General features: G+C 44.7%; 23 protein-coding genes. 8 read left to right on the forward strand and 15 right to left on the reverse strand.

Annotation, left to right across the window (positions count from 1 at the left end):
* Positions 1 to 7: 7 nt before the first annotated feature.
* From ABFW99_RS03475 to ABFW99_RS03500, 6 genes are all read right to left on the reverse strand, one after another.
* Positions 8 to 772, reverse strand: coding sequence for an enoyl-CoA hydratase/isomerase family protein (locus tag ABFW99_RS03475; protein ID WP_349354549.1), 765 nt, complete (start codon positions 770 to 772; stop codon positions 8 to 10).
* A 77-nt stretch (positions 773 to 849) separates the two neighbouring features.
* Complete coding sequence (paaZ, locus tag ABFW99_RS03480) at positions 850 to 2,889, reverse strand: phenylacetic acid degradation bifunctional protein PaaZ (protein WP_349354550.1); 2,040 nt, start codon at positions 2,887 to 2,889, stop codon at positions 850 to 852.
* Between the two features lie 57 nt (positions 2,890 to 2,946).
* A complete protein-coding gene (locus tag ABFW99_RS03485; RefSeq protein WP_349354551.1) occupies positions 2,947 to 3,564 on the reverse strand; it encodes an acyltransferase in 618 nt (205 codons plus the stop codon).
* Positions 3,565 to 3,621: 57 nt separating this feature from the next.
* The gene (gene pcaF / locus ABFW99_RS03490; RefSeq protein WP_349354552.1) at positions 3,622 to 4,830 is read right to left on the reverse strand and encodes a 3-oxoadipyl-CoA thiolase; all 1,209 of its coding nucleotides are present in this window, start codon (positions 4,828 to 4,830) and stop codon (positions 3,622 to 3,624) included.
* Between the two features lie 37 nt (positions 4,831 to 4,867).
* On the reverse strand, positions 4,868 to 5,281 hold the full coding sequence (locus ABFW99_RS03495; protein WP_349354553.1) for a PaaI family thioesterase: 414 nt from the start codon (positions 5,279 to 5,281) through the stop codon (positions 4,868 to 4,870).
* Between the two features lie 94 nt (positions 5,282 to 5,375).
* Positions 5,376 to 6,548, reverse strand: coding sequence for a 3-hydroxyacyl-CoA dehydrogenase NAD-binding domain-containing protein (locus tag ABFW99_RS03500; protein WP_349354554.1), 1,173 nt, complete (start codon positions 6,546 to 6,548; stop codon positions 5,376 to 5,378).
* A 150-nt stretch (positions 6,549 to 6,698) separates the two neighbouring features.
* Between ABFW99_RS03500 and ABFW99_RS03505 the strand changes: the two genes are divergently transcribed.
* Entirely contained in the window at positions 6,699 to 6,935 is a 237-nt protein-coding gene (locus tag ABFW99_RS03505) for a FitA-like ribbon-helix-helix domain-containing protein (protein WP_349354555.1), read from the forward strand.
* The gene (locus ABFW99_RS03510; RefSeq protein ID WP_349354556.1) at positions 6,904 to 7,347 is read left to right on the forward strand and encodes a type II toxin-antitoxin system VapC family toxin; all 444 of its coding nucleotides are present in this window, start codon (positions 6,904 to 6,906) and stop codon (positions 7,345 to 7,347) included. The genes ABFW99_RS03505 and ABFW99_RS03510 overlap by 32 nt, the downstream gene beginning before the upstream one ends.
* Before the next feature lie 13 nt (positions 7,348 to 7,360).
* On the opposite strand, the gene ABFW99_RS03515 is transcribed toward ABFW99_RS03510, so the two are convergent.
* From ABFW99_RS03515 to paaA, 5 genes are all read right to left on the reverse strand, one after another.
* Complete coding sequence (locus ABFW99_RS03515; protein WP_349354557.1) at positions 7,361 to 8,140, reverse strand: enoyl-CoA hydratase-related protein; 780 nt, start codon at positions 8,138 to 8,140, stop codon at positions 7,361 to 7,363.
* 134 nt (positions 8,141 to 8,274) lie between these two features.
* Positions 8,275 to 8,781 carry a 1,2-phenylacetyl-CoA epoxidase subunit PaaD gene (gene paaD, locus ABFW99_RS03520; RefSeq protein WP_349354558.1) on the reverse strand — a complete coding sequence of 169 codons (507 nt, stop codon included), beginning with the start codon at positions 8,779 to 8,781 and terminating at the stop codon, positions 8,275 to 8,277.
* 87 nt (positions 8,782 to 8,868) lie between these two features.
* A complete protein-coding gene (gene paaC / locus ABFW99_RS03525; protein ID WP_349354559.1) occupies positions 8,869 to 9,654 on the reverse strand; it encodes a 1,2-phenylacetyl-CoA epoxidase subunit PaaC in 786 nt (261 codons plus the stop codon).
* The gene (gene paaB, locus ABFW99_RS03530; RefSeq protein ID WP_255134668.1) at positions 9,651 to 9,953 is read right to left on the reverse strand and encodes a 1,2-phenylacetyl-CoA epoxidase subunit PaaB; all 303 of its coding nucleotides are present in this window, start codon (positions 9,951 to 9,953) and stop codon (positions 9,651 to 9,653) included. The genes paaC and paaB overlap by 4 nt, the downstream gene beginning before the upstream one ends.
* 80 nt (positions 9,954 to 10,033) lie before the next feature.
* Positions 10,034 to 10,978 carry a 1,2-phenylacetyl-CoA epoxidase subunit PaaA gene (gene paaA / locus ABFW99_RS03535; protein ID WP_349354560.1) on the reverse strand — a complete coding sequence of 315 codons (945 nt, stop codon included), beginning with the start codon at positions 10,976 to 10,978 and terminating at the stop codon, positions 10,034 to 10,036.
* A 264-nt stretch (positions 10,979 to 11,242) separates the two neighbouring features.
* On the opposite strand from paaA, the gene ABFW99_RS03540 reads away from it, so the two are divergent.
* The gene (locus ABFW99_RS03540) at positions 11,243 to 11,713 is read left to right on the forward strand and encodes an REP-associated tyrosine transposase (protein WP_349354561.1); all 471 of its coding nucleotides are present in this window, start codon (positions 11,243 to 11,245) and stop codon (positions 11,711 to 11,713) included.
* 422 nt (positions 11,714 to 12,135) lie between these two features.
* Here the strand turns inward: ABFW99_RS03540 and ABFW99_RS03545 are convergent, their stop codons facing one another.
* Genes ABFW99_RS03545 through ABFW99_RS03555 form a run of 3 tightly spaced genes read right to left on the reverse strand, consistent with a single transcriptional unit; the run spans position 12,136 to position 15,014 of the window.
* A complete protein-coding gene (locus tag ABFW99_RS03545) occupies positions 12,136 to 13,554 on the reverse strand; it encodes an NAD(P)(+) transhydrogenase (Re/Si-specific) subunit beta (protein WP_349354562.1) in 1,419 nt (472 codons plus the stop codon).
* On the reverse strand, positions 13,551 to 13,847 hold the full coding sequence (locus ABFW99_RS03550) for an NAD(P) transhydrogenase subunit alpha (RefSeq protein ID WP_349354563.1): 297 nt from the start codon (positions 13,845 to 13,847) through the stop codon (positions 13,551 to 13,553). Before ABFW99_RS03550 ends, ABFW99_RS03545 begins: the two co-directional genes overlap by 4 nt.
* Positions 13,848 to 13,895: 48 nt before the next feature.
* The gene (locus ABFW99_RS03555) at positions 13,896 to 15,014 is read right to left on the reverse strand and encodes a Re/Si-specific NAD(P)(+) transhydrogenase subunit alpha (RefSeq protein ID WP_349354564.1); all 1,119 of its coding nucleotides are present in this window, start codon (positions 15,012 to 15,014) and stop codon (positions 13,896 to 13,898) included.
* A gap of 287 nt (positions 15,015 to 15,301) precedes the next feature.
* On the opposite strand from ABFW99_RS03555, the gene trxB reads away from it, so the two are divergent.
* The gene (gene trxB, locus ABFW99_RS03560) at positions 15,302 to 16,279 is read left to right on the forward strand and encodes a thioredoxin-disulfide reductase (RefSeq protein WP_349354565.1); all 978 of its coding nucleotides are present in this window, start codon (positions 15,302 to 15,304) and stop codon (positions 16,277 to 16,279) included.
* Positions 16,280 to 16,356: 77 nt separating this feature from the next.
* On the opposite strand, the gene ABFW99_RS03565 is transcribed toward trxB, so the two are convergent.
* Complete coding sequence (locus tag ABFW99_RS03565) at positions 16,357 to 16,800, reverse strand: DUF4342 domain-containing protein (protein WP_349354566.1); 444 nt, start codon at positions 16,798 to 16,800, stop codon at positions 16,357 to 16,359.
* Between the two features lie 92 nt (positions 16,801 to 16,892).
* Here ABFW99_RS03565 and ABFW99_RS03570 point away from each other — a divergent pair, with 92 nt between their 5' ends.
* The 4 genes from ABFW99_RS03570 (at position 16,893) to ABFW99_RS03585 (ending at position 23,791) form a co-directional block, all read left to right on the forward strand.
* Positions 16,893 to 18,434, forward strand: a complete 1,542-nt coding sequence (locus ABFW99_RS03570) for a YifB family Mg chelatase-like AAA ATPase (RefSeq protein ID WP_349354567.1) — start codon at positions 16,893 to 16,895, stop codon at positions 18,432 to 18,434.
* A 171-nt stretch (positions 18,435 to 18,605) separates the two neighbouring features.
* A complete protein-coding gene (gene tnpA / locus ABFW99_RS03575) occupies positions 18,606 to 19,052 on the forward strand; it encodes an IS200/IS605 family transposase (RefSeq protein WP_349354568.1) in 447 nt (148 codons plus the stop codon).
* Between the two features lie 296 nt (positions 19,053 to 19,348).
* Entirely contained in the window at positions 19,349 to 21,784 is a 2,436-nt protein-coding gene (gene priA / locus ABFW99_RS03580; RefSeq protein WP_349354569.1) for a replication restart helicase PriA, read from the forward strand.
* 87 nt (positions 21,785 to 21,871) lie between these two features.
* On the forward strand, positions 21,872 to 23,791 hold the full coding sequence (locus ABFW99_RS03585) for a CBS domain-containing protein (protein WP_349354570.1): 1,920 nt from the start codon (positions 21,872 to 21,874) through the stop codon (positions 23,789 to 23,791).
* Position 23,792: the final 1 nt, after the last annotated feature.

The following is a 23,792-nucleotide window of genomic DNA, read 5'->3' on the forward strand; positions in this document are numbered from 1 at the left end:
TGAATTGCTATTTATTTTTGAACTTTCGGATGAAGTTTTTGGTGAAATCGGAAAGCACCAGCCGACCACTTATTTCAGCACGTTGTTCAAGCAGTAAATCCCAGTCTTCGGTTCCTTTCCAGAGTACGGCTTTGAGGTTTTTCATGGCCTCAGGACTGCTTTTTGCTAATTCTGAAGCCAATGCTCGCACGGCCTGGTCAAGATCGTAAGTAGAGCCAAAAATTTTGTTAAACAAACCATTTTCCAGCGCCCATTCGGCATCGTACCAGTTGGTGGCATCTATAGAGAGAGCGGAGAAGGCGCTCTTGCCTACTTTACGTTCTACAGCCGGGCCAACTACAAACGGCCCGATACCAAGGGCAAGTTCACTAAGTTTAATGTCAGCTTTTTCTTCAGCAAAGGTATAATCTCCGGCTGCAGCAATACCAACACCACCGCCTACAGTTTTGCCATGCACACGTACGATAATGAGCTTCGGGCAGGTACGCATAGCATTTAAAACCAGGGCAAATCCCATAAAGAACTCCTTCCCGGTGTCATAGTCATCAATGGCAATAAGCTCGTCAAAGGAAGCACCGGCGCAAAAAGCTCCATCGCCGCGGCTCTGGATTACAAGAACCCGGATTTCGTCATTCTCGCCGGCTGCAGTTATAGTTTGAGCCAGCTTTCTTAGAATAGCACCCGGAAGTGAATTTCCTTTAGGATGATAGAACTCAATGGTTCCGATATTGTTATTTATGGTAAGGTTAACTGCTCCGTTCTGTTCACTCATTACTTAATTCAATATTTAGAATTCAACTTTTTATAATCGCAAAAGGCGAGAAGCCTTAGCGTTCTTTGCGTTGTAAATTACTTTTCGTCTATGGGTAACTTGTTTTTCCTCTTCATCAGGGTCAAAATGGTGTATTCGGCAACGATGACATCCTCCTGATTCGTTACTTCCACATCCCAATAAACCACTCCGAAAGGAAATGGATCATCTTTCTTTTGCTGGCGGACATTTTTTCGCTTAAGAATCAATTTAGCCTGAATGGTATCACCGGGGGCAACCGGAGCCACGAACCGAAGATTTTCCAGGCCGTAATTCAGCATCACCGGACCTTCATCGGGATCAACAAATAAACCGGCTGTAGCCGAAAGCACGAAATAACCATGGGCTACGATCTTGCCAAAAAGGGATCGGGAAGCAGCTTCAGGATCGGTGTGTGCATAAAAATGATCCCCGCTTAACTCCGCAAATTCTTCAACGTCTTTTTCGGTAACGGTACGTTTATCAGTAGTTAAAGCCTCGCCGATCTTAAGCTCCTCAAAGTATTTCTGGAAGGGATGTTTATCCGATTCCTCGGTTTCTGCTCCTTTTATATGTTGATTAACAATATTTCGAAGAGTAGTAGGCGATCCCTGAAGAGCAACACGTTGCATATTGTGAAGTACTGCCCGGGCACCACCGAGCTCTTCACCGCCGCCGGCATGTCCGGGTCCACCATGTACGAGCGATGCAATTGGGGATCCATGTCCGGTAGATTCCTCGGCAGAGTTTCGATTGATCACCATAAAACGGCCGTGATAAGGAGCACACCCCATGGCAACTTTGTGTGCAATTTCATCATCAGCGGTAAAAAGAGAACCCACCAGTGCTCCATTTGCCATATTAGCTATGTCAATGGCTTCTTCGGTAGTGTCGTAAGCCATCACGGTGGTGAGTGGCCCGAATGCTTCAATATGGTGCATGTCGTCACCATCGTAAGATTGATGAGCCAATAAAACTTTAGGGGAAGTATAAGCCCCGTCAGAAGAGTCCCCTGAATAGACCACATGCAACCCATCTTCCAGTGTTTGAAACTGCTCATCAAATCGTTCGCGTTGTAATGTACTGGCCAATGGCCCCATTCTGGTTTCTTTGTTGGCAGGGTCTCCAATGGTGATTTTATCAAGCCTTTCTGAGAGCGCATTGGTTACTTCAATGATCATATCTCTTGGGATGATAGTCCGGCGGATAGCCGTACATTTTTGCCCGGTTTTAACCGTCATTTCCCTGACCACCTCCTTTATAAAAAGGTCAAACTCCTCCATGTCGGGTGTAACGTCTTTCCCAAGAATAGAGCAGTTCAAAGAATCGGCCTCTAAATTGAAAGGAACATTATTGGCAATGATATTTGGATGGGCTTTCAATTTTCTGCCTGTTGACGCAGAGCCGGTGAAAGCAACCATGTCCTGGCTGATCAGGCGATCCAATAGATCACCGGGCTTATCAGCAGCAATGTATTGTATGGTGCCTTCAGGAAGAATCTCAGATTCAATCATATCCTTGAAAACCTCCCAGGCCAGATAGGAGCCAACTGGAGAGGGCTTCACGATGACCGGCATTCCGGATATAATAGCCGGAGCCAGCTTTTCGAGCATTCCCCAAACTGGAAAGTTAAAAGCATTAATGTGAACGGCTACTCCATGGCGAGGCACGCAAATGTGTTGTCCCATAAATGAGCCTTTTCGGGAAAGTCGTTCGGTATCACCTTCCACATGCCAGGGCAGATCAGATAAATGTCTCCGTGATTTACTCGAAATTCCGAATGCGGTTATGATCCCACCTTCAATGTCGATCCATGAATCCTGACGAGTGGCTCCTGTATGCGAAGAAATTTCATAATATTTTTCCTTTCGCTCCATCAGGTATTTGCCTAAAAACTTAATGGAAAAAGCACGCTCATGAATGGTCATTTCGCGAAGCTTAGGGCCGCCTACAGTACGTGCATATTTCAGGGCCTCGTTGTAATCAATATCGGCCTCTACCATCTGGGCAACCGGCTCGTTTGTTACGGCACTGATCAGGTCGATTTCATTGCCGTTGGCTAACCACTCACCTTGTATATAGCTTTGTACTTTAATCATATTTTTTTCCTTGAAAATAATAGAATTAAGGACTCAGAATTCAGAACCACTACGGTTCTATTCTGAGTTCTGTGTTCCAAATTCTGTTTTCTTGTTTCCCCAGGTTTCATAGCCCATCTTCTGATCTTCCCGACCTTCAGGCACTTCCCGCAGCGGTTTGCACTCATTCAGACTTTCATGAAGTTCAACCGGTAGTTGCTGGTATAACTCAGTTCCTTTTGTTTTCCAAGCGGCCATTTCATCAGTCACATCTTTCACAATTTTAGCGGGATTTCCAACCACAAGTTTACGATCCGGAATTTCCATTCCTTCCGGCACAAAGGCCAAAGCTCCAACGATACTTTCCTTGCCAATCTTCACATTATCCATGACAACAGCATTCATTCCAATCAGACAGTTTTTGCCAAGATGCGCTCCATGAATGATGGCCCCATGACCTACATGGGCACTTTCTTGAAGGGTAACCGTCACCCCCGGAAACATATGGATCGTACAGTTCTCCTGAACATTGCACCCGTCTTCAATCACGATCTTACCCCAGTCGCCACGAATAGCTGCTCCGGGGCCAATATATACATCCTTCCCAATGATCACATTACCCGTAACCGCAGCCTGAGGATGCACAAACGCCGATTTATGGACTACCGGCTTATATCCGTTAAATTCGTAAATCATGTTCGTTAATGGTTATTTGTTATTCGTTAAACCCATTAACGAATAACGAAATTACGATTATACTTTTTCCAGTATCACCGCCATTCCTTGTCCAACTCCTACACAGAGCATACAAAGTGCATATTTGTGTGATTCTTTTTCATGAAGTTCAACGGTAGCTGTTTGCAATAATCGCTGGCCGGTCATGCCCAAAGGATGTCCAAGAGCAATGGCTCCGCCGTTCGGGTTCAGCCGGGGATCGTTATCATCCATTTCCAGCATTCGGGTGACGCCCAAAGATTGACCGGCAAATGCTTCATTCAGTTCTATGACATCCATTTCGTCCAGTTTCATGCCCGCACGTTTTAATACTTTTTGTGCAGCTTCTACTGGCCCAAGGCCCATAATTCTTGGTTCGATACCGGAAACGGCATGAGCTACAATCCGGGCTTTAGGTTTAAGCCCAAAATCCTTTATGGCTTTATCTGAAGCAATCAGTAATGCTCCTGCTCCATCATTAAGTCCTGATGCATTTCCAGCGGTAACGGTTCCATCTTTCCTGAAGGCCGGGCGAAGTTTAGCCAGTATTTCAGCTGTTGTATCCGGACGCATAAATTCATCGTGCTCAAAGAGAATAGGGTCTCTTTTTCGCTGGGGGATTTCAACAGAGACGATTTCCTTAGCCAATCGTCCTGAATCCCGGGCAGCTCCGGCTTTTTGTTGACTCCAGGCGGCAAATTTATCCTGATCTTCACGGCTGATTTTATGCATCTCAACTACGTTTTCAGCGGTCATGCCCATACCATCGGTCCCGTACATTTCTTCCATTTTCGGGTTGATGAACCTCCATCCAAAAGTGGAATCGTGCATTTCGGTTGTACCGGAGTAAGGGGATGAGCCTTTTCCTAATACGATAGGACCGCGGGTCATATGCTCAACGCCGCCGGTAATAAATACATCACCTTCACCGGCTTTAATAGCATGATAAGCTTTTACGGTGGCACTCATGCCGGAAGCACAGAGGCGGTTCACCGTTTCACCGGGAACCGATACCGGGACACCGGCCAATAGGGAGGCCATCCGCGCCACATTTCTGTTATCTTCGCCAGCCTGGTTGGCACAGCCTAAAATAACATCTTCAATGGATTCGAGATCTAATTCCGGATTTCGGTTAATGAGTTCTTTGATAGGAATTGCAGCCAGATCGTCAGCCCGAATGGGAGACAAAGATCCTTTCAATTTTCCAATGGGAGTTCGTATTCCGTCAACGATATATGCTTCTGACATATAATTTTAAATTTTGAATTCTAAATTTTGAATTTCCTTATTCGTGCTGCTTACCTGTTCTATAGACCGTGCCTCTGAACTCAGCCACCAGGTCTTTATCCTGATTGGTTACTCTCACTTTATATACGCCAATGGTTCGGCCATTCTGGAGTTCTTCCGTTTCCGCTATCAAAACATCTCCAACCGATACTTTCTTGGTATAGTTGATGTTGTTTTCCAACGCCAGTGATACAGATCCCCTGGAATTTGAGGCAAAAGCCAAAGCGCTGTCAGCAAAAGAAAAGGTGATCCCGCCATGACAAACACCAAACCCATTGGTCATTTCATCCCTGATTTTCATCGAGATTCTGCAATAACCAGGCTCCGACTCCAATACCTCAACGCCCATCCATTGAGAAAATGGGTCGTTCGAAAGCATTTGGCTTATAACTGGATTGATTTCTTTACTCATGATTTTAGGATAAAACATTCAGCCGTCAGTAGTCAGCCTTCAGTTTTTGTGTGAACTAAAAAATTGAAGGCTGCGGCCTGATAGCTGAAAGCTATTACTCATAGAAACTTTCCTGCTCAGACACCTTTTTCTTCAATAAGGGATTTGGGCGATACCGGTCTTCCCGATATTCAACCTGCAGGGCAGTCATTCGATCTAAAACATTCTTGAGGCCGATTTCATCAGCCCATTTCAAAAGTCCTTTGGGATAGTTAACCCCGTTTTGCATGGCAAGGTCAACATCTTCAACCGAGGCAATATTCATAAATACTGCATCACAAGCTTCGTTAATGAGCATGGTCAGAATCCGGTTAAAAATTTTCTCACCCAGTTCTTTATCTGTCTTAGGTTCAGGATTATCCGCTCCTTCTCTGTAATCATAGAAACCACGGCTGGATTTTCTTCCCAGCCAGCCGGCTTCCACCATTCGCTTCTGGGCAAAGGAGGGCTTGAATCTTGGATCATAATAGAAAGCCTCAAACACGGAGCAAGTAACTTCATAATTTACATCATGCCCAATCAAATCCATGAGTTCAAACGGCCCCATTCGGAATCCGCCAATTTCCTTCATGGCCCAATCGATAGTAGCGGCATCAGCAATGCCTTCTTCATAAATACGCAGCGCTTCTCCGTAAAAGGGCCGGGCAACCCGGTTCACGATAAAACCGGGAGTATCTTTGCCGGAAACGGTAATTTTATCCCAGTTTCTGATAAATTCTTTGGTTGATTTGAAGACATCATCTCCGGTAGCTATGCCGGGGATTACTTCAACCAGCTTCATAAGAGGAGCAGGATTAAAAAAGTGGACACCTAAAAATCGCTCCGGTTTTTTGAGAGCTGCGGAAATAGCGGCAATGGAGAGAGAAGAAGTATTGGAAGCCAGTACACAATCACGGGGAACAATTGCCTCTAGTCTGGAAAATGTGTCTTTCTTTATATCAAGGTCTTCTACAATCGCCTCGATTACAAATCCACATTCCCCGAACCCGGCTATGTTATCCACAAACTCGATACGGTTTAAAATGCCATCCACTTCATCCTGAGTCATACGCTCTTTTTCTACCTGACGTGCAAGAATGCTTTCCAGTCCGGCTTTGGATTTTTCAAGTTGTTCAGGATAAGCATCGTATAAAAAAACCTGGTGACCTTGAGTTGCAGCAACCTGAGCAATTCCGGTTCCCATTGTTCCGGCGCCAACTACGCCAATCTTCGCATCGTTATTAAGCATAAGTAAATATCGTGGTTAATCGTCTGAAAAATCGCTTCCAAGATAAGGAATCTGAAGCGGAATGCGTGGCAAATTGAGGGAAATTTTTGTGTTGTAATTAATATCGAAAAAAGATATCATAATGATATCAAATAAATAAGAGGTATGGTTATGCCGGATGTTTTAGTAAGAAATATTGATGAAAAGACATTGAACAACTGGAAGAAGAGAGCTGAGAGAAACAATCGTTCTTTACAGGCTGAATTGAAAGAGATGATTGATTCTTTTGGGAAAACCGACCCTGAGGAAGTGAAAAAAGAAATAAGGTCTTCTCTTGAAAAATATAAGGCGGAGGGAAGAGTCTTTTCAGATAGCGTTGAAATCATCAGGGAGTTGCGTAATCGATAAGTCATCATTAGTTATAGATGCCTCTGTGGCTCTTAAATGGGTTATTAACGAAGCTCAATCGGATGAAGCCTTAAATCTTTTAGATCAATTAGATAGTATTGTTTGTCCTGAAATATTTTTCATTGAGATTGATGCTGTATTGACTAAAAGAGTAAGAATGAGAGAGTTGACCGGCGCAGAAGCTAAAAAAAAGAAAGGCTACATTCGAAGGTTACCCTGCCAATTGATCTCTACGAATAAAATTGAGGATGAAGCTTTTGAGCTTTCAACAATATTCAACCTTAGCTATTACGATGCCCTTTACTTAGTAACATCAATACAATATGAGAGAGTGTTATATACAGCAGATATAAGGTTTTTCAACGCTGTGCAAAACACGTTGTACAAAGATAATATTCAGATACTTGGTTGAGGTAGTTAGCGAATTATTTTCCGGTAAACTCCGGCTTCCTTTTTTCCATAAAAGCTTTTACTCCCTCATTGTAATCGTGGGTTTTACCGGCTTCAGCCTGAAGTTTGGCTTCCAGTTTCATTTGTTCTTCCAGACTGTTTGAAAATCCGGCATTGAATCCCCGTTTGGTAAGGCCAAATCCTTTGGTAGGCATCCTGGCCAGTCTTGCGGCTACTTTTTTAGCTTCTTCCATATAGGTTTCAGCGGGACAGGCTTTCCAGATCATACCCATTTCAACCGCTTCTTTAGCAGAGACTTTTTCACCCAGGAATGTAAGCGCTGTTGCACGGGCAAGCCCGATGAGTCTTGGTAAGATATAGGTTCCACCACTGTCAGGAATTAACCCGATTTGAGAAAATGACTGAATGAAAGCTGCTTCTTCGCTGGCTATTACAATATCACAGGCAAGTGCAATGTTAGCCCCGGCACCTGCGGCTGTGCCATTCACCGCACAAACGACCGGCTTCTCCAATTTTCGGATTCCTTTAATAATAGGAATATAGGTGTGATGGACAATTTCACTGAGATCCCTTTCCGGGTCATCCGATACTTCTGTTGCCTCAGCTAAATCCTGTCCGGCGCAAAAAGCGCGTCCTTCTCCGGTTAAAAGAACGCACCGGACGTCTTCATCAGATTCGGCTCGGTGCAGAGCTTCCTTAAGCTGATTCGCCATTTCGAAGATAAAGCTGTTTAGCTTATCCGGCCGGTTTAAGATTATAGTGAATACGCCGTTGGTAAAGTCAGTAGTAATCACAGATCTAAAGGATTTGGGGGTTTAACAGATTTAGTTATTGGAACCCGATCAGTATAGGTTAAGACAAAAAAATATTCTTTTGAAAACTTGTGATTCAAAAATCAGGTAAATCCGTGAATCCTACAAATCTGTAATCAGATACACTTGAAATGCTCGAAGGGCTGATCGCAGTTATTACAGAAGTACTGTGATTTGCATGCGGTAGATCCGAATTGGCTTACTAACTCGGTCTCAAAGGAATCACAAAAAGGACAAGGGACAACCTTAGTGCTGGATAAACTTTTCAGGAAATCTTCTTCATCTTCTGATTTCCCGGGAGGAGCGATACCATAATCTTTGAGCTTGGATTTTGCCTCTTTCGTCATCCAGTCGGTAGTCCATGTCTCGGCGAAATCGAGCTTAACGGAGTAATTTTCAACCCCTCGTTCTTCCATTTTCTCATTCACCAACTTCTCAATGGCATTCATAGCCGGGCAGCCGGAATAAGTAGGAGTGATTTTAACCAACACATTGTCATCTTCAACCTCAACTTTCCGGGCAATTCCCATCTCTACGATATTCAATACCGGGATCTCAGGGTCAGTAACCTCTTTGAGGTACTCCCAAATTTGCTCCTCAGTATGTAGCTGGATTGTTGCCATGTGATTAGTAGTTAGATGAAAGACATAAGACGTTAGATTTTTGCGTAGCTGGTCTTACATCTTACTTCTTTCATCTATAATCAATTATTATTTCCACTCCGCATCAGGATGCGAGCGACGCAAGAACTGCATCTGTGCCAGCATATGTCCCAAATGTTCGGTGTGAATTCCCTTCCGGCTTCCGCTCATCATAAACTGATCCCAATCCGGAACGGTTAGTGTAGCTTCTGTGAGCGTATCTTCAATCAGCTTCTTCCATTCCTCTTTAAATTCAGATGAGTCAACGCCAAGTCCTTCTTTTATCAGTAACTCGTCCACCTCATCCATATAGAACAACTCACCGAGATACATCCAGAGTTCATCAAATGATTCCTGAATGCGATTGTGGCTTTCTTCGGTACCGTCGCCCAGGCGTAGTACCCATTCGCGGCTGTGCCGCAGGTGATACTTGATTTCTTTGAGGTGCTTGCTGATCATTCCGGCAAACTGTTCATCTTCAGCTTCTTTCAGTCGCTCATATTGGAAATAACTGAAAGCGCTGAACAAAAACTGACGGGCTATGGTAAAGCCGAAATCCCCTTTTGGTAATTCACAAAGCTGAAGGTTGGTGAAGTCCCGGTCATCCCGAAAATAAGCAAAATGATCCTCATCGTGTCCTTCATCTTCAACTTCAGCTGCATATTCGTACAAGGCGGTTGCATGCCCGATTAAATCCAGCGAGATGTTAGCAAGAGCTAAATCTTCTTCAAGCTCAGGTCCGTGCCCGCACCATTCGGCGTTGCGTTGACCGAGTATCAAACGGTCGTCAGCCAACCTGAGCAGGTAGGTTAAAAATGCTTCCTGTTTAGTCAATTCTTTTGTAGCTGTACTCATGATCTTTTCTTTACGGCTCGTGGTACACTATAAAACTGTGGATGCCGGTACGGCTTATCATTGGCGGGATCAAAAAACGGCCCCATATCTTCCGGGGTAGAAGCGGTTATGTATTTTGATTCCACCACCCAGATACTCACACCTTCATTTCTGCGTGCGTAGGTATCCCGAGCATTTTGCAAAGCCATTTCTTTATCAGAAGCGTGCAAGCTTCCGGCATGCTCATGGGGTTTACCTGATTTGGGTTGCGTGAAAACCTCCCACAGAGGCCAATTGTCTTTATTGTTTTCTTCTGACATTTATAATCTGTTTTCGAATTTTGGAAAGGATTGAGGACTCAGAGTATTCCTGGTTCTGAATTCTAAGTCCTGAGTTCTAATTACGATGCCTTTTCCTGGCTCAATTTCTTCTTGCGGGCGTATTCTGTAGCAGCTTCGCGCACCCATTTGCCATCTTCATGAGCTTTACGCCGGGCTTTCATTCGATCCCGGTTCATGATGCCGTTGCCTTTAACCACGTTCCAGAATTCATCCCATGGAATATCACCAAAGTCCCAGTGCCCGGTTTCTTCATTGTATTCCAAATCCGGATCAGGAAGGGTAACACCAATGGCTTCAGCTTCCATCACCATGCGGTCCACAAAATGTTGACGCAGCTCATCATTGGTTTTAAGCTTCACCTGCCATTTAATGAGTTCAGCGCTGTTGGGAGAATCAGAATCGTGCGGGCCGAACATCATCAGGCTTGGCCACCACCAGCGATTAACAGAATCCTGAGCCATTTTCTGTTGCTCCGGGGTTCCATCCGCCATCTTGGCAAGCATCTCGTATCCCTGCTTTTTGTGAAAGCTTTCTTCCTTACAGATGCGAACATTCGCGCGGGAATAAGGGCCATAAGAAGAACGGGCAAGCATGGTTTGATTTACGATCGCTGCTCCGTCTACCAACCAGCCAATGGCACAGATATCAGCATAGGTCATGGTCGGGTAGTTGAAGATGCTGGAATATTTAGCGCTGCCATATAAATACTGATCAACCAGCTCACTTCGATCGATACCCAGTGTTTCCGTGGCGCTATATAGATAGAGACCGTGGCCGGCTTCATCCTGAACTTTGGCTAAAAGCACCAATTTCCGTTTTAAGGAAGGGGCACGTTCAATCCAGTTGCCTTCCGGAAGCATTCCAACAATTTCAGAGTGAGCATGCTGGCTCATCATTCTGATCAATTGCTGACGATACCGCTCCGGCATCCAGTCTTTGGGTTCAATTTTTTCACCCGCATCAATGCGGTCCTGAAATTCGTCTAACTTTTCTTGATTTTCCATAAGTATGAATATACAGTTTTTTGGAAGCGCTTTTCACTCTACACAACGGGAATTTAAAAAGAGTAGTTCGGGAATAGAAATAAAAAGAGAAGATGAATAGTATTGTGGATTCCATCTATAAGAAAACACCATTTCGTCCTCGTTCCGCCGCTCTGCTGCGGAATGCCCTATTGAGGCTCAGCCTCACCCATGAGAAGCATCCTCCAAAATAATTTGTAAGGAGTGTTCTCCAAATGGCTCTTACTAATTAAAAGCAAAAAAATTATGGGACGAAGTCGCTACAAATTTTTCGAACATCACTATCCGTACTTCATTACAAGCTCTATCGTTGAAGGAATACCGCTATTTATTCATCCGGGCATTTCGAAGATCGTTTTGGATGCATTATGCTATCTGCAAAATGAGAATAAAGTCACATTATATGGATACGTTATCATGCCCAATCATCTGCATCTCATTGCAGAACATAAAGCGTTATCTGAAAAACTTCGGGCATTCAAATCGTTTACGGGAAGAACCATAATTGATTATTTATTGGAGAAGAACAGCAAAAACATCTTGAGACAACTCTCCTCAAAGAAGCTCAAAAATCATCGGGATAGTAAACATCAGGTTTGGCAGGAAGGGCTTCACCCCAAACAAATATTTTCTGCCAAGATGATGAAGCAAAAAATGGAATACATAAATTATAATCCTGTGAAAGCCGGTTTTGTTGAAAATCCGGTTCATTGGTGACTTTCATCAGCAATCAATTATGAGGGAGGAAACGGGCTTATTACTGTTACTCAATTCTCAGGTTGATTTATGCTAATATTTAAAACATTCACTAATGTTTGCTGAAATCGTCCTGCTTTGATAGTATGAGGCAGAGCCTCAATAAAGCATTCCGCAGCAGAGCAGCGGAACGAGCTTAATCTTCCTATGTAAGAGAGCGTTTTGAATAAGTTTTATCCTCGTCACGGTGCTCTGCTTTGCCCTCGTTGCGAAGGTCCATCTTCGCAACACTGTGCGGGAAGCTCCGGCTTCCGATGGCTCTACTGAGCCTGTCGCCGCGGCTGCCACATTTCTGGAAGCCGGAGCTTCCTGGATGGGGTTACGCAGCTTGAGCTACGAAACCAGAATATCGGGCTTAAATGACAATGCGACCGGATTCACTCCTACACATCATTCAAAGCTTCATTCAGAGCCTGTAAACTCTTCTTGGCATCCCCAAAAAACATCTGGTTCTTTTCGTCATAGAACAGAGGGTTGTCGATGCCGGCATAACCGGGGCTTAAACTGCGCTTGAATACAACGGTTCGTTTGGCTTCGTCCACATTTAAGATCGGCATGCCGTAAATAGGACTGCCGGGTTCGGTTTTGGCTACCGGATTTACCACATCATTGGCGCCAATCACCAACACCACATCGGTTGTTTTAAATTCCGGGTTAATTTGATCCATATCCATCAGCTGATCATAGGGGACATCCGCTTCGGCTAACAGTACATTCATGTGCCCGGGCATACGACCGGCTACGGGGTGGATGCCGTATTTAACCTGTACACCCCGGTCCTCCAGTTTGCCGGCTACTTCTTTAATAACATGCTGAGCCTGGGCTACGGCTAATCCATATCCAGGTACAATGACAACTTTAGAGGCATAGGCAACCTGAATGGCTAAATCATCAGCGGTAGTCTCGCGAACGGTTTTATCGCCTTCTTCTCCACTTGATCCGCTACCGGAATCGCCGCCAAAAGCGCCGAAAATTACGTTAGCCAATGAGCGGTTCATGGCTTTACACATAATTTGGGTGAGAATGAGTCCGGCTGCACCCACCAATGCCCCGGCAATGATGAGGAGGTTATTCCCAATCACAAAACCGGCCATCGATGCTGCTATTCCTGAATAGGAGTTGAGCAGGGAAATCACAACCGGCATATCAGCACCGCCAATGGGGATGACGGAGGTGATTCCGATCAATAAAGAAAGCCCGAGTATAATCCAGAAAATAGTTTGGTTGGTGGGATCGAAAGTAAAGACGCCAATCAGGGCTACCACTCCGATCATAGACCCGATATTGATTACATTAAGCCCTGGAAAAGTGATGGCGTTTCCGGAAATAAACCCTTTCAGTTTTCCAAAGGCGATAAAGCTTCCGGTAAAGGTTAAAGCCCCGATAAAGATTCCTAATCCGGTTGTAACTAAACTATCCGGCGTCATTGTTGTGGGATCGGTCAGACGGGAAAATTCTCCCCAGGCAACTAAAGCAGAGGCTCCACCACCAAATCCGTTGAACACGGCAACAAGTTCCGGCATGGCCGTCATGGCTACTTTTTTGGCAAGTACAGCTCCGATCAATCCACCCAGAACAACGCCGCCCACAATCCACTCAAAAGAAATAATTTGCTGGTCAAATAGGGTGACGATAATTCCAATCAACATCCCAATGGCGGCATACTGATTTCCCTTTCTGGCAGTGGCAGGGGAGTTCAACAACTTCAACCCGCGAATAAAAAAGAAGGTCGCAATCAGGTAGGTGATCTGGATTATATCAGGAACAAAGGGCAGGTAGCTTTCCGGTAAAAACTGACTCATTGGTCGTCCTCCTTTTTCTTGAACATCTCCAGCATACGGTCGGTAACCATGAATCCGCCTACCACATTTATAGTGGCAAAAACGATGGCTACGAATCCAATGATTTGACTCATCTGAGAATCCACTCCCGAATGTCCGGCAACAATAAGCGCCCCGACAATGGTAATTCCCGAAATAGCATTGGCCCCCGACATGAGTGGCGTGTGCAGGGTAGGAGGAACCTTAGAGATGAGTTCAAACCCAATGAAACAGGCCAGAACAAAAATGAATAATGAAAAAATTAAAGCGGACATAGCTGTAGGAGTTTTGAACTTCGAAGTTTGGTGTTCCTTGTTCGATGTTTATTTCAACATTGGACTGATTGTTTTGCCCTGATGGGTGATGGTGGTTTTTAGCAGAATTTCATCTTCGAAATCAAAGTTTGCTTCGCCTTCTTTAATAAGCAGATTCAGCAAAGCATACATATTCTTTGAATAAAGTTTGCTGGCATGATGGGAAAGTTTACTTGGCAGGTTCACCGGTCCAACGATTTTAACATCATGTTTGATGATGGTTTTACCCGCTTCAGTCAGCTCACAGTTCCCGCCGTTCTCAGCTGCCAAATCTACAATCACCGAGCCCGGTTCCATATCTTTGACCATCTGTTCAGTTATAAGAAGTGGTGCGGGCCTGCCCGGAATCAAGGCGGTAGTAATAATTATATCCGATTTTTTTGCATGCCTGTGAATGGCTTCCCTTTGCAGATCTTGCTTACTTTTATCGAGCTCTTTGGCATAGCCACCTTCGGTCTGGGTGTCTTCCTCTCCAAGTTCAACTTCAACAAATTTTGCTCCCAGGCTTTCTACCTGTTCTTTTACTTCAGGACGGATGTCAAAAGCCTCTACTACAGATCCCAGGCGTTTACAAGTTGCAATGGCCTGTAGTCCGGCAACTCCGGCTCCCAGAACCAGAGCTTTTGAAGGGGGGATGGTTCCGGCGGCGGTCATCATCATGGGTAAATATTTGTCCAACTCATTAGCTGCAATAAGTGCTGACTTATAACCGGCAATGGAGCTCATGGAAGACAGTGCATCCATATTCTGTGCTCGTGATATCCGGGGGATGGCGTCCATGCCGAGGGATGAAATTTCAAGTTCTTTAAGAGTTTCAACCAGCTCAGGATGTTGAAGTGCCCAAAGAAAGCAGATGAGAATTGCCCCCTTCTTGAGTTTCCTCAGTTCTTCTTCGGAGGGAGTTTGGATGGTGAGAAGAACATCAGCCTGCGAGAGGATTTCGTCACGACCGGAGACTACCCTGGCTCCGGAACCTGAGTATTGTTGATCCAAAAAGTTGGATGAGAGTCCGGCATCTTTTTCAACCCAAACATCCAGCCCCTGATTAATCAGTTGGTCAGTGATTTCTGGCGTAAGAGCAACCCTTCGTTCATGCTCTGCCGTTTCTTTTAAAACTCCAACAATCACGTTTTTTCCTCCGTTAAAACATTTTGACTAACATAATGAAATCAATGAATATCACAAATACAGTTGGCGATCCTTTTTCAGGGAATTTCGGGTCATCAAAACTTATGGGCAGAACAAATGGGCATCGTAAGAAAACGGCCGGGAAACGCATCAGTGTTACCGATTCGTAAATGAGTCAATTTATCTTTTAAGGATAAGCTTGATCTATGAATTTGATAGAGAATTAGACAGATTATTTTGTTCTCAAAACCTTATAATTGGAATCGAATTAAACAAAGAGTTCTGATATGGAAGATATTGCCGGAAAAACATTTGATGTAGTAATTGTAGGGAGCGGACCTGCAGGTTTAACTGCTGCGTTGTATGCAGCGCGAGCTGATTTAAATCCTTTGGTTTTTGAAGGACCAGAGCCCGGAGGCCAACTTATGACGACCACTGATGTAGAAAATTTCCCCGGATACCCGGAAGGGGTAATGGGGCCAAAAATGATGCAGGACTTCCGCGAGCAGGCAACCCGCTTTGGTGCTGATTGCCGCTACGGTTTTGTATCAGATATCGATTTCAGCAAGCGTCCTTATAAAATTACCGTTGATGAAAAAACGGAGCTTTATGCCAACGCAATCATTGCTTCAACCGGTGCTTCAGCTAAGTGGCTGCACCTTGAAAGTGAGCAGAAGCTGAGAGGAAAAGGGGTTTCTGCTTGTGCTACCTGCGACGGAGCTTTCTTTCGGGATCAGCACGTAGTGGTTGTTGGTGGAGGAGACACGGCCATGGAGGAAGCCACATTCCTAACTAAATTCGCCAGCAAAGTTACGGTTGTCCACCGCCGGGATGAATTACGTGCTTCCAAAGCCATGCAGACCCGCGCATTCAACAACGATAAGATTGAGTTTATGTGGGACAGCGAACTGATAGAAGTACTTGGCGAAAAAGTTGTAGATGGTGTGAAAACCAAAAACAGTAACACCGGAGAAGTAACAGAATTGGATGATGTAACCGGGGTTTTTGTAGCGATTGGCCACAAGCCTAATACTGACTTGTTCAAGGGCGTAGTTGAAATGGATGATGTGGGCTATATCAAAACAAAAGGTCAGTCAACTGAAACCGACCTGCCCGGCTTATTTGCATGTGGTGATGCTATGGATGCTGTGTACCGACAGGCTGTAACGGCAGCAGGTACCGGCTGTAAGGCTGCATTAGATGCTGAGCGTTATTTGGGTGAGCTTGAAAGCGAAGAAGCCATCGCCGAATCTCATTGGAAGTAAGTGATTTGGTGATGAAGTGATTTGATGAGGAGTTCATGAACATCACCTAATCACTTTATCACCGTGTCACCACATCATCACTTCTTTTTCTTCCCTACCGTTTTTTCTTCTTTCTCCTCTTCTTCTGAATCCGACTCTTTCTTCTTAGACTTCGACTTTCCTTTCGGCTCTTCTTCTTCCTGTTCGTCTTCATCTTTGATGTCAATGAACTCAGCATCCACTGAATACTCGTCATCATCGGTAACTTCCCGTTCTACAATAATCTGGTAGTCGTTGATGAACATGGCAAACATCCCAATAGCTGAAATGACGGGGGCCATTGCTCCAATCAGTGCGGCGCCACTTACTCCGAAAGCCAGCTGGGTCTGAAATTTTATTTCGCCTTCTTTGTCTTTAATAATCAGCTTTCGTGCACTTCCTTCCTTAATCAAACTTCGGATCTGCTTGATCACCTCATTTACGCCGCCCTGTATTTCCTGATAAATGGTTTTTGCCTTCTCTTTAGCTTCTTCTTTTTTCATGATATGTATGATTTATGAAATTTTTTTGTAAGGAATTGGATTCTCACCGCTCTAACTACGTAAAGACAATAAAAAAGATTCAGGTACAAAACATGCTTTCAAGAGTTTACTGTGCATCCACAGTCGGGGTGGATGCAAAAATCATAGATGTTGAAACCCATCATACCAACGGAATGGTCAAGTTCTTTTTGGTCGGCTTACCCGACCGAGCCGTCAAAGAATCGCGCGACAGGGTTGAGGCTGCCATCAGAAACACCGGTTCTTATTATCCGCTGGGTAGAATTACCGCCAACCTGGCTCCGGCCGATTTACCCAAAGAAGGGAATGGGTTTGACCTGCCCCTGGCCATAGGGATTTTGAACATGTCAGGGCAAATCCATACCGATAAACTGGACGATACGGTAATGCTTGGAGAGCTGGCTCTGGATGGTAAAATCCGCCCGGTAAAAGGAGTGCTTCCTGTTGCTGTAGAAGCAGCAAAAAAAGGATTTAAATACTTGGTGGTACCCAAAGAAAACGGCGGCGAGGCAGCGGTGGTTGAAGGCATTGGAGTTTTCCCGTTCGAGCACTTAAACCAAGTGAAGGATTGGCTTGAAAACCGTGGGAACATTGATCCGCTGAAAAGCAATGTGCAAGAGTATTTTCACCAGAATGGAAAACATAACCCGCTGGACTTCAGTGATGTTCGGGGGCAGGAAAATGTAAAACGAGCTCTGGAAATTGCCGCTGCCGGCGGGCATAATGTAATTATGGTGGGTCCACCGGGGTCAGGGAAAACGATGATGGCCCGCCGAATACCTACTATTCTGCCACCGCTCACTTTAGAGGAAGCGCTCGAAACAACAAAAATTCATTCGGTTTCTGGGATTTTAGAGTCAGGCAAGGCGCTGATTACCAAACGTCAGTTTCGTTCTCCCCATCACACGGTATCGGATGTGGCTTTGGTGGGTGGAGGCAGCATCCCTATGCCCGGCGAAATATCGATGGCGCATAACGGGGTGCTTTTTTTAGATGAACTGCCTGAGTTTAAAAGAAGTGCACTGGAAGTTATGAGGCAACCGCTGGAAGATGGCAGCGTATCAATTTCCCGTGCACGGATGAGCGTTACCTACCCAAGCCGGGTGATGCTAGTGGCATCGATGAATCCTTCTCCATCCGGTGACTGGTACGATCCCCAGGAAATGAACGGAACCAGCTCAATGCAAATGCAAAGGTACCTCAGCAAAATCAGCGGTCCTTTGTTAGATAGGATTGATCTGCACATTGAAGTACACAAAGTGAGTTATGAAGAGCTTTCAGGGAAGGCGAAGGGGGAGTCCTCAAAAGATATTCGGGAGCGGGTTGTTGAAGCACGTAAGGTTCAATCCAATCGTTTTATGGGGATGAAAGGGGTGTATTGTAATGCCCAAATGAGTACGCGCACCGTTCGCAAAGTCTGCAAACTGGATGATGCCGGCTCTTCCATCCTCAAAAAAGCGATTACTTCTCTGGGGCTTTCTGCCCGGGCCTATGACCGAATCCTAAAGGTGTCGAGAACGGTCGCTGACCTCGATCATTCCGAAGCAATCAAATCAAACCACGTGGCTGAAGCCATCCAATATCGAAGCCTGGACCGGGAAGGGTGGCTTGGGTAAAAATATCGGATGTTAAAGATTTAACATTAATTCAATTGATAGTCTTGCAGGCCTGAAGGCCTTTTGCTTGTGAATTACTGAGATGGTTTAAAAATGTAGGTAAATATTTGAAATGCTTACGATGTATATGAATAAACAAAGTTTTAATGGCTGGAAAGCAGAGAGAAAATAATGCCACAATCTTATTCGAATAATTGGATTCATTGTGTGTGGAGGACAAAGAATAGTCGTAAAATTCTATTGAAATCATTTAGGTATGAGCTCTTTATTCATATCAAGGGGTATGCAGATAGACATGATATTACACTAGATGTTATTAATGGAGTTTTGGATCACGTTCATGCTCTTATTCGGCTTAAAACAACACAATCAGTTGCTGACATAGTTGGAGCTTTAAAAGGAGAGTCTTCATTCTGGGTAAATAAAAATGTGATTTTGGATGAACGTTTTGAATGGCAAGCCGGATATGGTGTTATTTCAGTTTCACCCCATGAAATAGATAGAATTAGGAGTTATATCTATGGTCAAGAATTACATCACATGAATAAAACACTTAAAGAAGAGGTAGTTGAGTTTACAAAGAACATACACAAGCAAAGGCCTTCAGGCCTGCAATAGTTATTTAGGGGTGGTGTTCCTTGTTCGATGTTCACATGATTATGCGGTGTTTGGGGAGAATGATTTAATTAAAATTGGAGTTGATGAAACTAAATCCGTCATCAGCGGTAAATATTTAGACAGGAGACGGTTATGAGAAACAGAACGGCATATTGGAGAGGCGGACTGGTATTTAGCTTACCGGTACTTATTATTCTGATTTATTTACTGGTGGTTCTATAAATTGGTTGATTCAGGCCCTGAAATTGGATAAGCTTTCCTTCCTTTATTTCTGAAACCAAGATCACACCGATATTTTGTCCACTTTTGTTGATGTAGCTTTACCGGCAGCTGTCAGAAAGCAGTTCACTTACCATGTGCCAAAAGAACTTATGGCTTCCGTTCAGCCGGGACAGCGTGTGTGGATTCCATTCAGAAATTATTATGCAATTGGCGTGATTATCGGTGTACACAACAAAACCCCTTCTTTCAAGACAAAACCTATTCGAAAAATACTGGACGAAGAACCGATTCTGTCGGCCGAACTTCTGAAGCTCACCCATTGGATTTCCCGGTTTTATTATAGCAGCTGGGGAGAAACCATTCAGGCTGCTCTGCCGGCAGGTTTAAACTTCGTTTCCCGCAAATATCTGAAAGTATCCGAATCGGTTGATGATACAGGATTGAGTGAAGACCAAAAGGAAATCGTTGAAGACCTCCGGCAATCAGATACAACGCTAAATGAGGCCAAAAAACGATATAAGGGGACTGGGTTAAATAAGGTGTTTTCGAAACTGCTAAAAAAGAAGGTAATCGAGATTTGGGAAGAGCCGGACCTGAAGGTGACAGTGGCTACTGAACGAGAATGGATATGGGCTGAAGAGAGAAGCAAAGAAGCAGTACAGAAATTTTTAGAAAGCGAGGATGCTAATAATGATTTGAAATGGGTAGAAGCACTTGCTCATATCGCTGAAAGAATTCCCTTACGACAATCTGAGATTTCAGACGACTCAGTTCTGACTGCATACACCCTTAAAAAGCTGCGCGATGAAGACTGGATCACCTATCGGGATGTAGAGAAAAACACTGAAATCGATCATCTTTCTCATGAACCTGAATCCATAAAAACACTAAATGAGGACCAGGAAAAGGCTTTCAAAAAAATTGGTGAATCTCTGACAAAAGAACAATTTGCCAGTTATTTACTCTTTGGAATTACCGGCAGTGGAAAGACCGAAGTATATATCCACGCTCTGAAACAGGTGGTAGAAAATGGAAAGGGAGGCATTGTTCTGGTTCCTGAGATCGCACTCACTCCACAAACAGTGTCCCGGTTTTATCGCATTTTTGGTGACCAGATTGCTGTTTTACACAGCCGAATGACAAACCGGGAACGGCTACATGCGTGGAAAGATCTGAATTCCGGAAAAAAAAGTATTGCCATCGGGCCACGATCAGCGGTATTTGCTCCGGTACAAAACCTGGGGCTTATCATTCTGGATGAAGAGCACGATAGCTCGTACAAGCAAATGGATCCGGCACCAAGATATCATGCACGGGAAACGGCTATTGTGAGAGCCCGGGAAAATGACGCTGTGGTCATAATGGGATCGGCTACACCGAGTATGCAGGCGTTGAATATGGCCGCCAAAAGAAAGTGCGAAATGCTGGAGCTAACAAAACGCCATGCTGAAGCTAAGCTGCCGGAAGTAGACGTGCTGGATCTAAAACAGTACAGAGGAGCGATGCGGGGCGAGCTTGCGGTTCCACTTTTTATGGCCATGGAAGAAGCCCTGAAAAAGGGGGAACAAATCATCTTGCTGTATAACCGGCGCGGCTATGCCAGTTACTTGCAGTGCGAGGATTGCGGACATATTCCCCAAAGTCCCGAATGTTCGGTAAGCCTGACATATCACAAGCGTAAGAACCTGTTGATGTGCCATTATTCCGGCTATTCTCGACGAGCTGACACCCATTGTGAGCACTGTGGATCTGCGGGCCTTAAAGTTCAAGGTTCCGGAACGCAGAATATCGAAGAACAATTGGGGGATTTGTTCCCTGATGCAAAGGTGATCCGGTTTGATAGGGACTCCACTTCCCGAAAAGGCGCTCATGAAAAAATTCTGAATACATTCGGGGAAGGTAAAGCAGATATTCTAATTGGCACTCAATTGGTAGCAAAGGGGCTGGATTTTCCAAATGTAACGGTAGTAGGTGTGATTGATACGGATACCGAATTGGCCTTTCCCTCATTTCAGGCAACGGAAAGAATGTACCAGCTTTTGAGCCAGGTTTCGGGTAGGTCGGGGCGAGGAGAAAAAGCCGGAACCGTATTTCTGCAAAGCCGGCAGCCTGAAAATCCGGCTATTCAGTTTGCCAAAAAGCATGATCACCGCGGGTTCGCCCGGCAGGAAATGGAATTCAGAAAACCTCTTAACTATCCTCCATATTCCCGACTTATACGCTTTGAGCTGAAATCAGCCAAAGAGCAAGAGGTTAGCCAGGCAGCACATCAGCTTACTTCATCCATAGGTCGTGTTGTCCCTGAATTAGCGGTTTTAGGTCCATCGCCCGGAGCTATTCCCTGGATGAATAAGAAGTACATTTGGGAAGTAACGCTTAAAATAGACCCGGAAAAAGGCGCGGGATTTATCGAGGCAGTAGCAGATAAAATTATGGGTGTGTATGAGGCTGAAACCAGAGGCCGGTTTTCGTCGGTGAGGGTTAATGTGAATGTGGATGCTATTCAGTAAAAAAGCTGCCCCAAAAAACTTGCAAAAGGGTACGCAAAGTCGGTATTTAGGGGTGAATCAAATTCAACCCATCTAACAGAACTGACTATGGGAGAAGAGCGCGTAAAGCTTGCAGATGACAACGAACAGGTGCAAAAGTTCATGAAGCATGTGTTCCGCGATATGCGGGCATTAAAAACCATGCTTGAAAACGACTGGTTTGAAACCGATACCATCAGAATCGGAGCCGAACAGGAATTGTGCATGGTTGACTCTCACGGTAAAGTGTTTTCAAAGTCGATGGAGGTTTTGGATGCACTGGGCGAAGGAAACTATACCACTGAATTTGCACGGTTCAATCTCGAAATAAACATGGATCCGCTGGAATTCACCGGCAATAGCCTCTCCCAGATGGAGCATGACCTTCATAAAGATGTGGAGCGTGTTCGTGGTGTAGTTCGAGAGATGGGGGGCGATATTTTGCTTACGGGTATTTTGCCAACCATCCGAAAGATGGATGTTGATATCAAAAATTTGACCCCGCTCCAACGGTACGAGGCCCTTTGTGAAGCGATTAATAGACTAAGGGGTAAAGAATTTGAGCTTCGAATTCAGGGGATGGATGAATTGTTGATGAAATTTGATTCCCCCCTGCTGGAAGCTTGCAACACCGGTTTTCAGGTGCATTTACAGGTTAAGCCCGATGAATTTGTTAACCGATATAACATAGCCCAGGCGGTTACGGCTCCAGTTTTAGCTTGTGCGGTTAATTCACCGGTGTTATTTGGTAAGCGCCTTTGGGCTGAAACACGGGTGGCTCTGTTCCATCAGTCCATAGATACCCGACAAGTGGGAGAACATCTGCGCGATTCTAGCCCAAGGGTAACGTTTGGTAACGAGTGGCTACAGGATAGCATCCTTGATATCTATAAAGAGGATATTTCCAGGTATCGGGTTATGCTAAGCGCTGAAGTTGAGGAGGAAGTAGAGAAATTAATGGAAGAAGGCATAGCTCCGGACCTCATGGCATTGAGGGTTCACAATTCCTCTGTGTACAGATGGAACAGGCCGTGTTATGGAGTAGGTAATGGAAAGCCTCATCTTCGGATCGAGAACAGGATTTTTCCTTCCGGGCCAACGGTGGTGGATGAGGTGTCGAATGCGGCATTTTGGCTTGGTTTGCTGAATGGGTTTGAAGACGAGTACAATGACATTACTCAGGAGCTGGATTTTGACAATGCCCGGATGAATTTTTTCGCTGCATCCAAGATGGGGCTCGATACTAAGTTTATGTGGACGGGAGACCGAAAAGTACCTGCGGTTGAGTTGATTAAGGAGGAACTGCTGCCGATTGCCCGAAACGGGTTAAAGAAAGCTGATATTAATTCTTCTGATATCGATACGTATCTTGGTGTGATTGAGGAGAGAGTGAATTCGGCCCAAACCGGGTCTTATTGGGTTGTAAAATCCTATGGAAATTTAGTTAAGGAAAGTAACAGAGATCAGGCGCTTACAGCGATCACTTCAGCAATGATGAAAAATCAGAATAAAGGAGAACCTGTTCATAAATGGGGCTTGGCAAAGTTGGAGGATCTGGAAAACTGGAAGCCTTCTTCGCTGATGGTAGAGGAGTTTATGACTACCGACCTGTTTACTGTTCACAAAGATGATATTCTCGAATTTGTTGCGAACCTGTTAGACTGGCGTAAAATCAGGTACTTGCCGGTCGAGGATGATCAAAAGCATTTAATAGGCTTAATCACCATGAGGCAGTTATTGCGGGAATACTCCAAAGCCGAGGGAGAAGGAGAAGATACAGGGACAAAAACCGTGAGCGACATTATGCTTCAGAATCCTATTACCATTCATCCGGAAGCATCTATTATGGAAGCTATGAGGATACTCAGAGAACAAAAGATAGGCTGCCTTCCGGTTGTCAAAAACAGTCGCCTGATTGGAATCATATCAGAAGGAAACTTCATGAAAATTACGATTCGCCTTCTGAAAACACTTGAGAATAAAAAATAAT

The sequence above is a fragment of the Gracilimonas sp. BCB1 genome, assembly GCF_040117685.2.
In the GTDB taxonomy this organism is placed as follows: domain Bacteria; phylum Bacteroidota; class Rhodothermia; order Balneolales; family Balneolaceae; genus Gracilimonas.

Coding starts and splice junctions, on each gene's coding strand:
- paaZ (WP_349354550.1), bottom strand. CDS start 2,889: ATGATTAAAGTACAAAGCTATATACAAGGTGAGTGGTTAGCCAACGGC.
- ABFW99_RS03475 (WP_349354549.1), bottom strand. CDS start 772: ATGAGTGAACAGAACGGAGCAGTTAACCTTACCATAAATAACAATATC.
- pcaF (WP_349354552.1), bottom strand. CDS start 4,830: ATGTCAGAAGCATATATCGTTGACGGAATACGAACTCCCATTGGAAAA.
- ABFW99_RS03500 (WP_349354554.1), bottom strand. CDS start 6,548: ATGCTTAATAACGATGCGAAGATTGGCGTAGTTGGCGCCGGAACAATG.
- ABFW99_RS03585 (WP_349354570.1), top strand. CDS start 21,872: ATGGGAGAAGAGCGCGTAAAGCTTGCAGATGACAACGAACAGGTGCAA.
- ABFW99_RS03540 (WP_349354561.1), top strand. CDS start 11,243: ATGGGACGAAGTCGCTACAAATTTTTCGAACATCACTATCCGTACTTC.
- ABFW99_RS03545 (WP_349354562.1), bottom strand. CDS start 13,554: ATGAGTCAGTTTTTACCGGAAAGCTACCTGCCCTTTGTTCCTGATATA.
- ABFW99_RS03505 (WP_349354555.1), top strand. CDS start 6,699: ATGCCGGATGTTTTAGTAAGAAATATTGATGAAAAGACATTGAACAAC.
- ABFW99_RS03550 (WP_349354563.1), bottom strand. CDS start 13,847: ATGTCCGCTTTAATTTTTTCATTATTCATTTTTGTTCTGGCCTGTTTC.
- trxB (WP_349354565.1), top strand. CDS start 15,302: ATGGAAGATATTGCCGGAAAAACATTTGATGTAGTAATTGTAGGGAGC.
- ABFW99_RS03495 (WP_349354553.1), bottom strand. CDS start 5,281: ATGAGTAAAGAAATCAATCCAGTTATAAGCCAAATGCTTTCGAACGAC.
- tnpA (WP_349354568.1), top strand. CDS start 18,606: ATGCCACAATCTTATTCGAATAATTGGATTCATTGTGTGTGGAGGACA.
- paaC (WP_349354559.1), bottom strand. CDS start 9,654: ATGAGTACAGCTACAAAAGAATTGACTAAACAGGAAGCATTTTTAACC.
- paaA (WP_349354560.1), bottom strand. CDS start 10,978: ATGGAAAATCAAGAAAAGTTAGACGAATTTCAGGACCGCATTGATGCG.
- paaB (WP_255134668.1), bottom strand. CDS start 9,953: ATGTCAGAAGAAAACAATAAAGACAATTGGCCTCTGTGGGAGGTTTTC.
- ABFW99_RS03570 (WP_349354567.1), top strand. CDS start 16,893: ATGCTTTCAAGAGTTTACTGTGCATCCACAGTCGGGGTGGATGCAAAA.
- paaD (WP_349354558.1), bottom strand. CDS start 8,781: ATGGCAACAATCCAGCTACATACTGAGGAGCAAATTTGGGAGTACCTC.
- ABFW99_RS03565 (WP_349354566.1), bottom strand. CDS start 16,800: ATGAAAAAAGAAGAAGCTAAAGAGAAGGCAAAAACCATTTATCAGGAA.
- ABFW99_RS03485 (WP_349354551.1), bottom strand. CDS start 3,564: ATGATTTACGAATTTAACGGATATAAGCCGGTAGTCCATAAATCGGCG.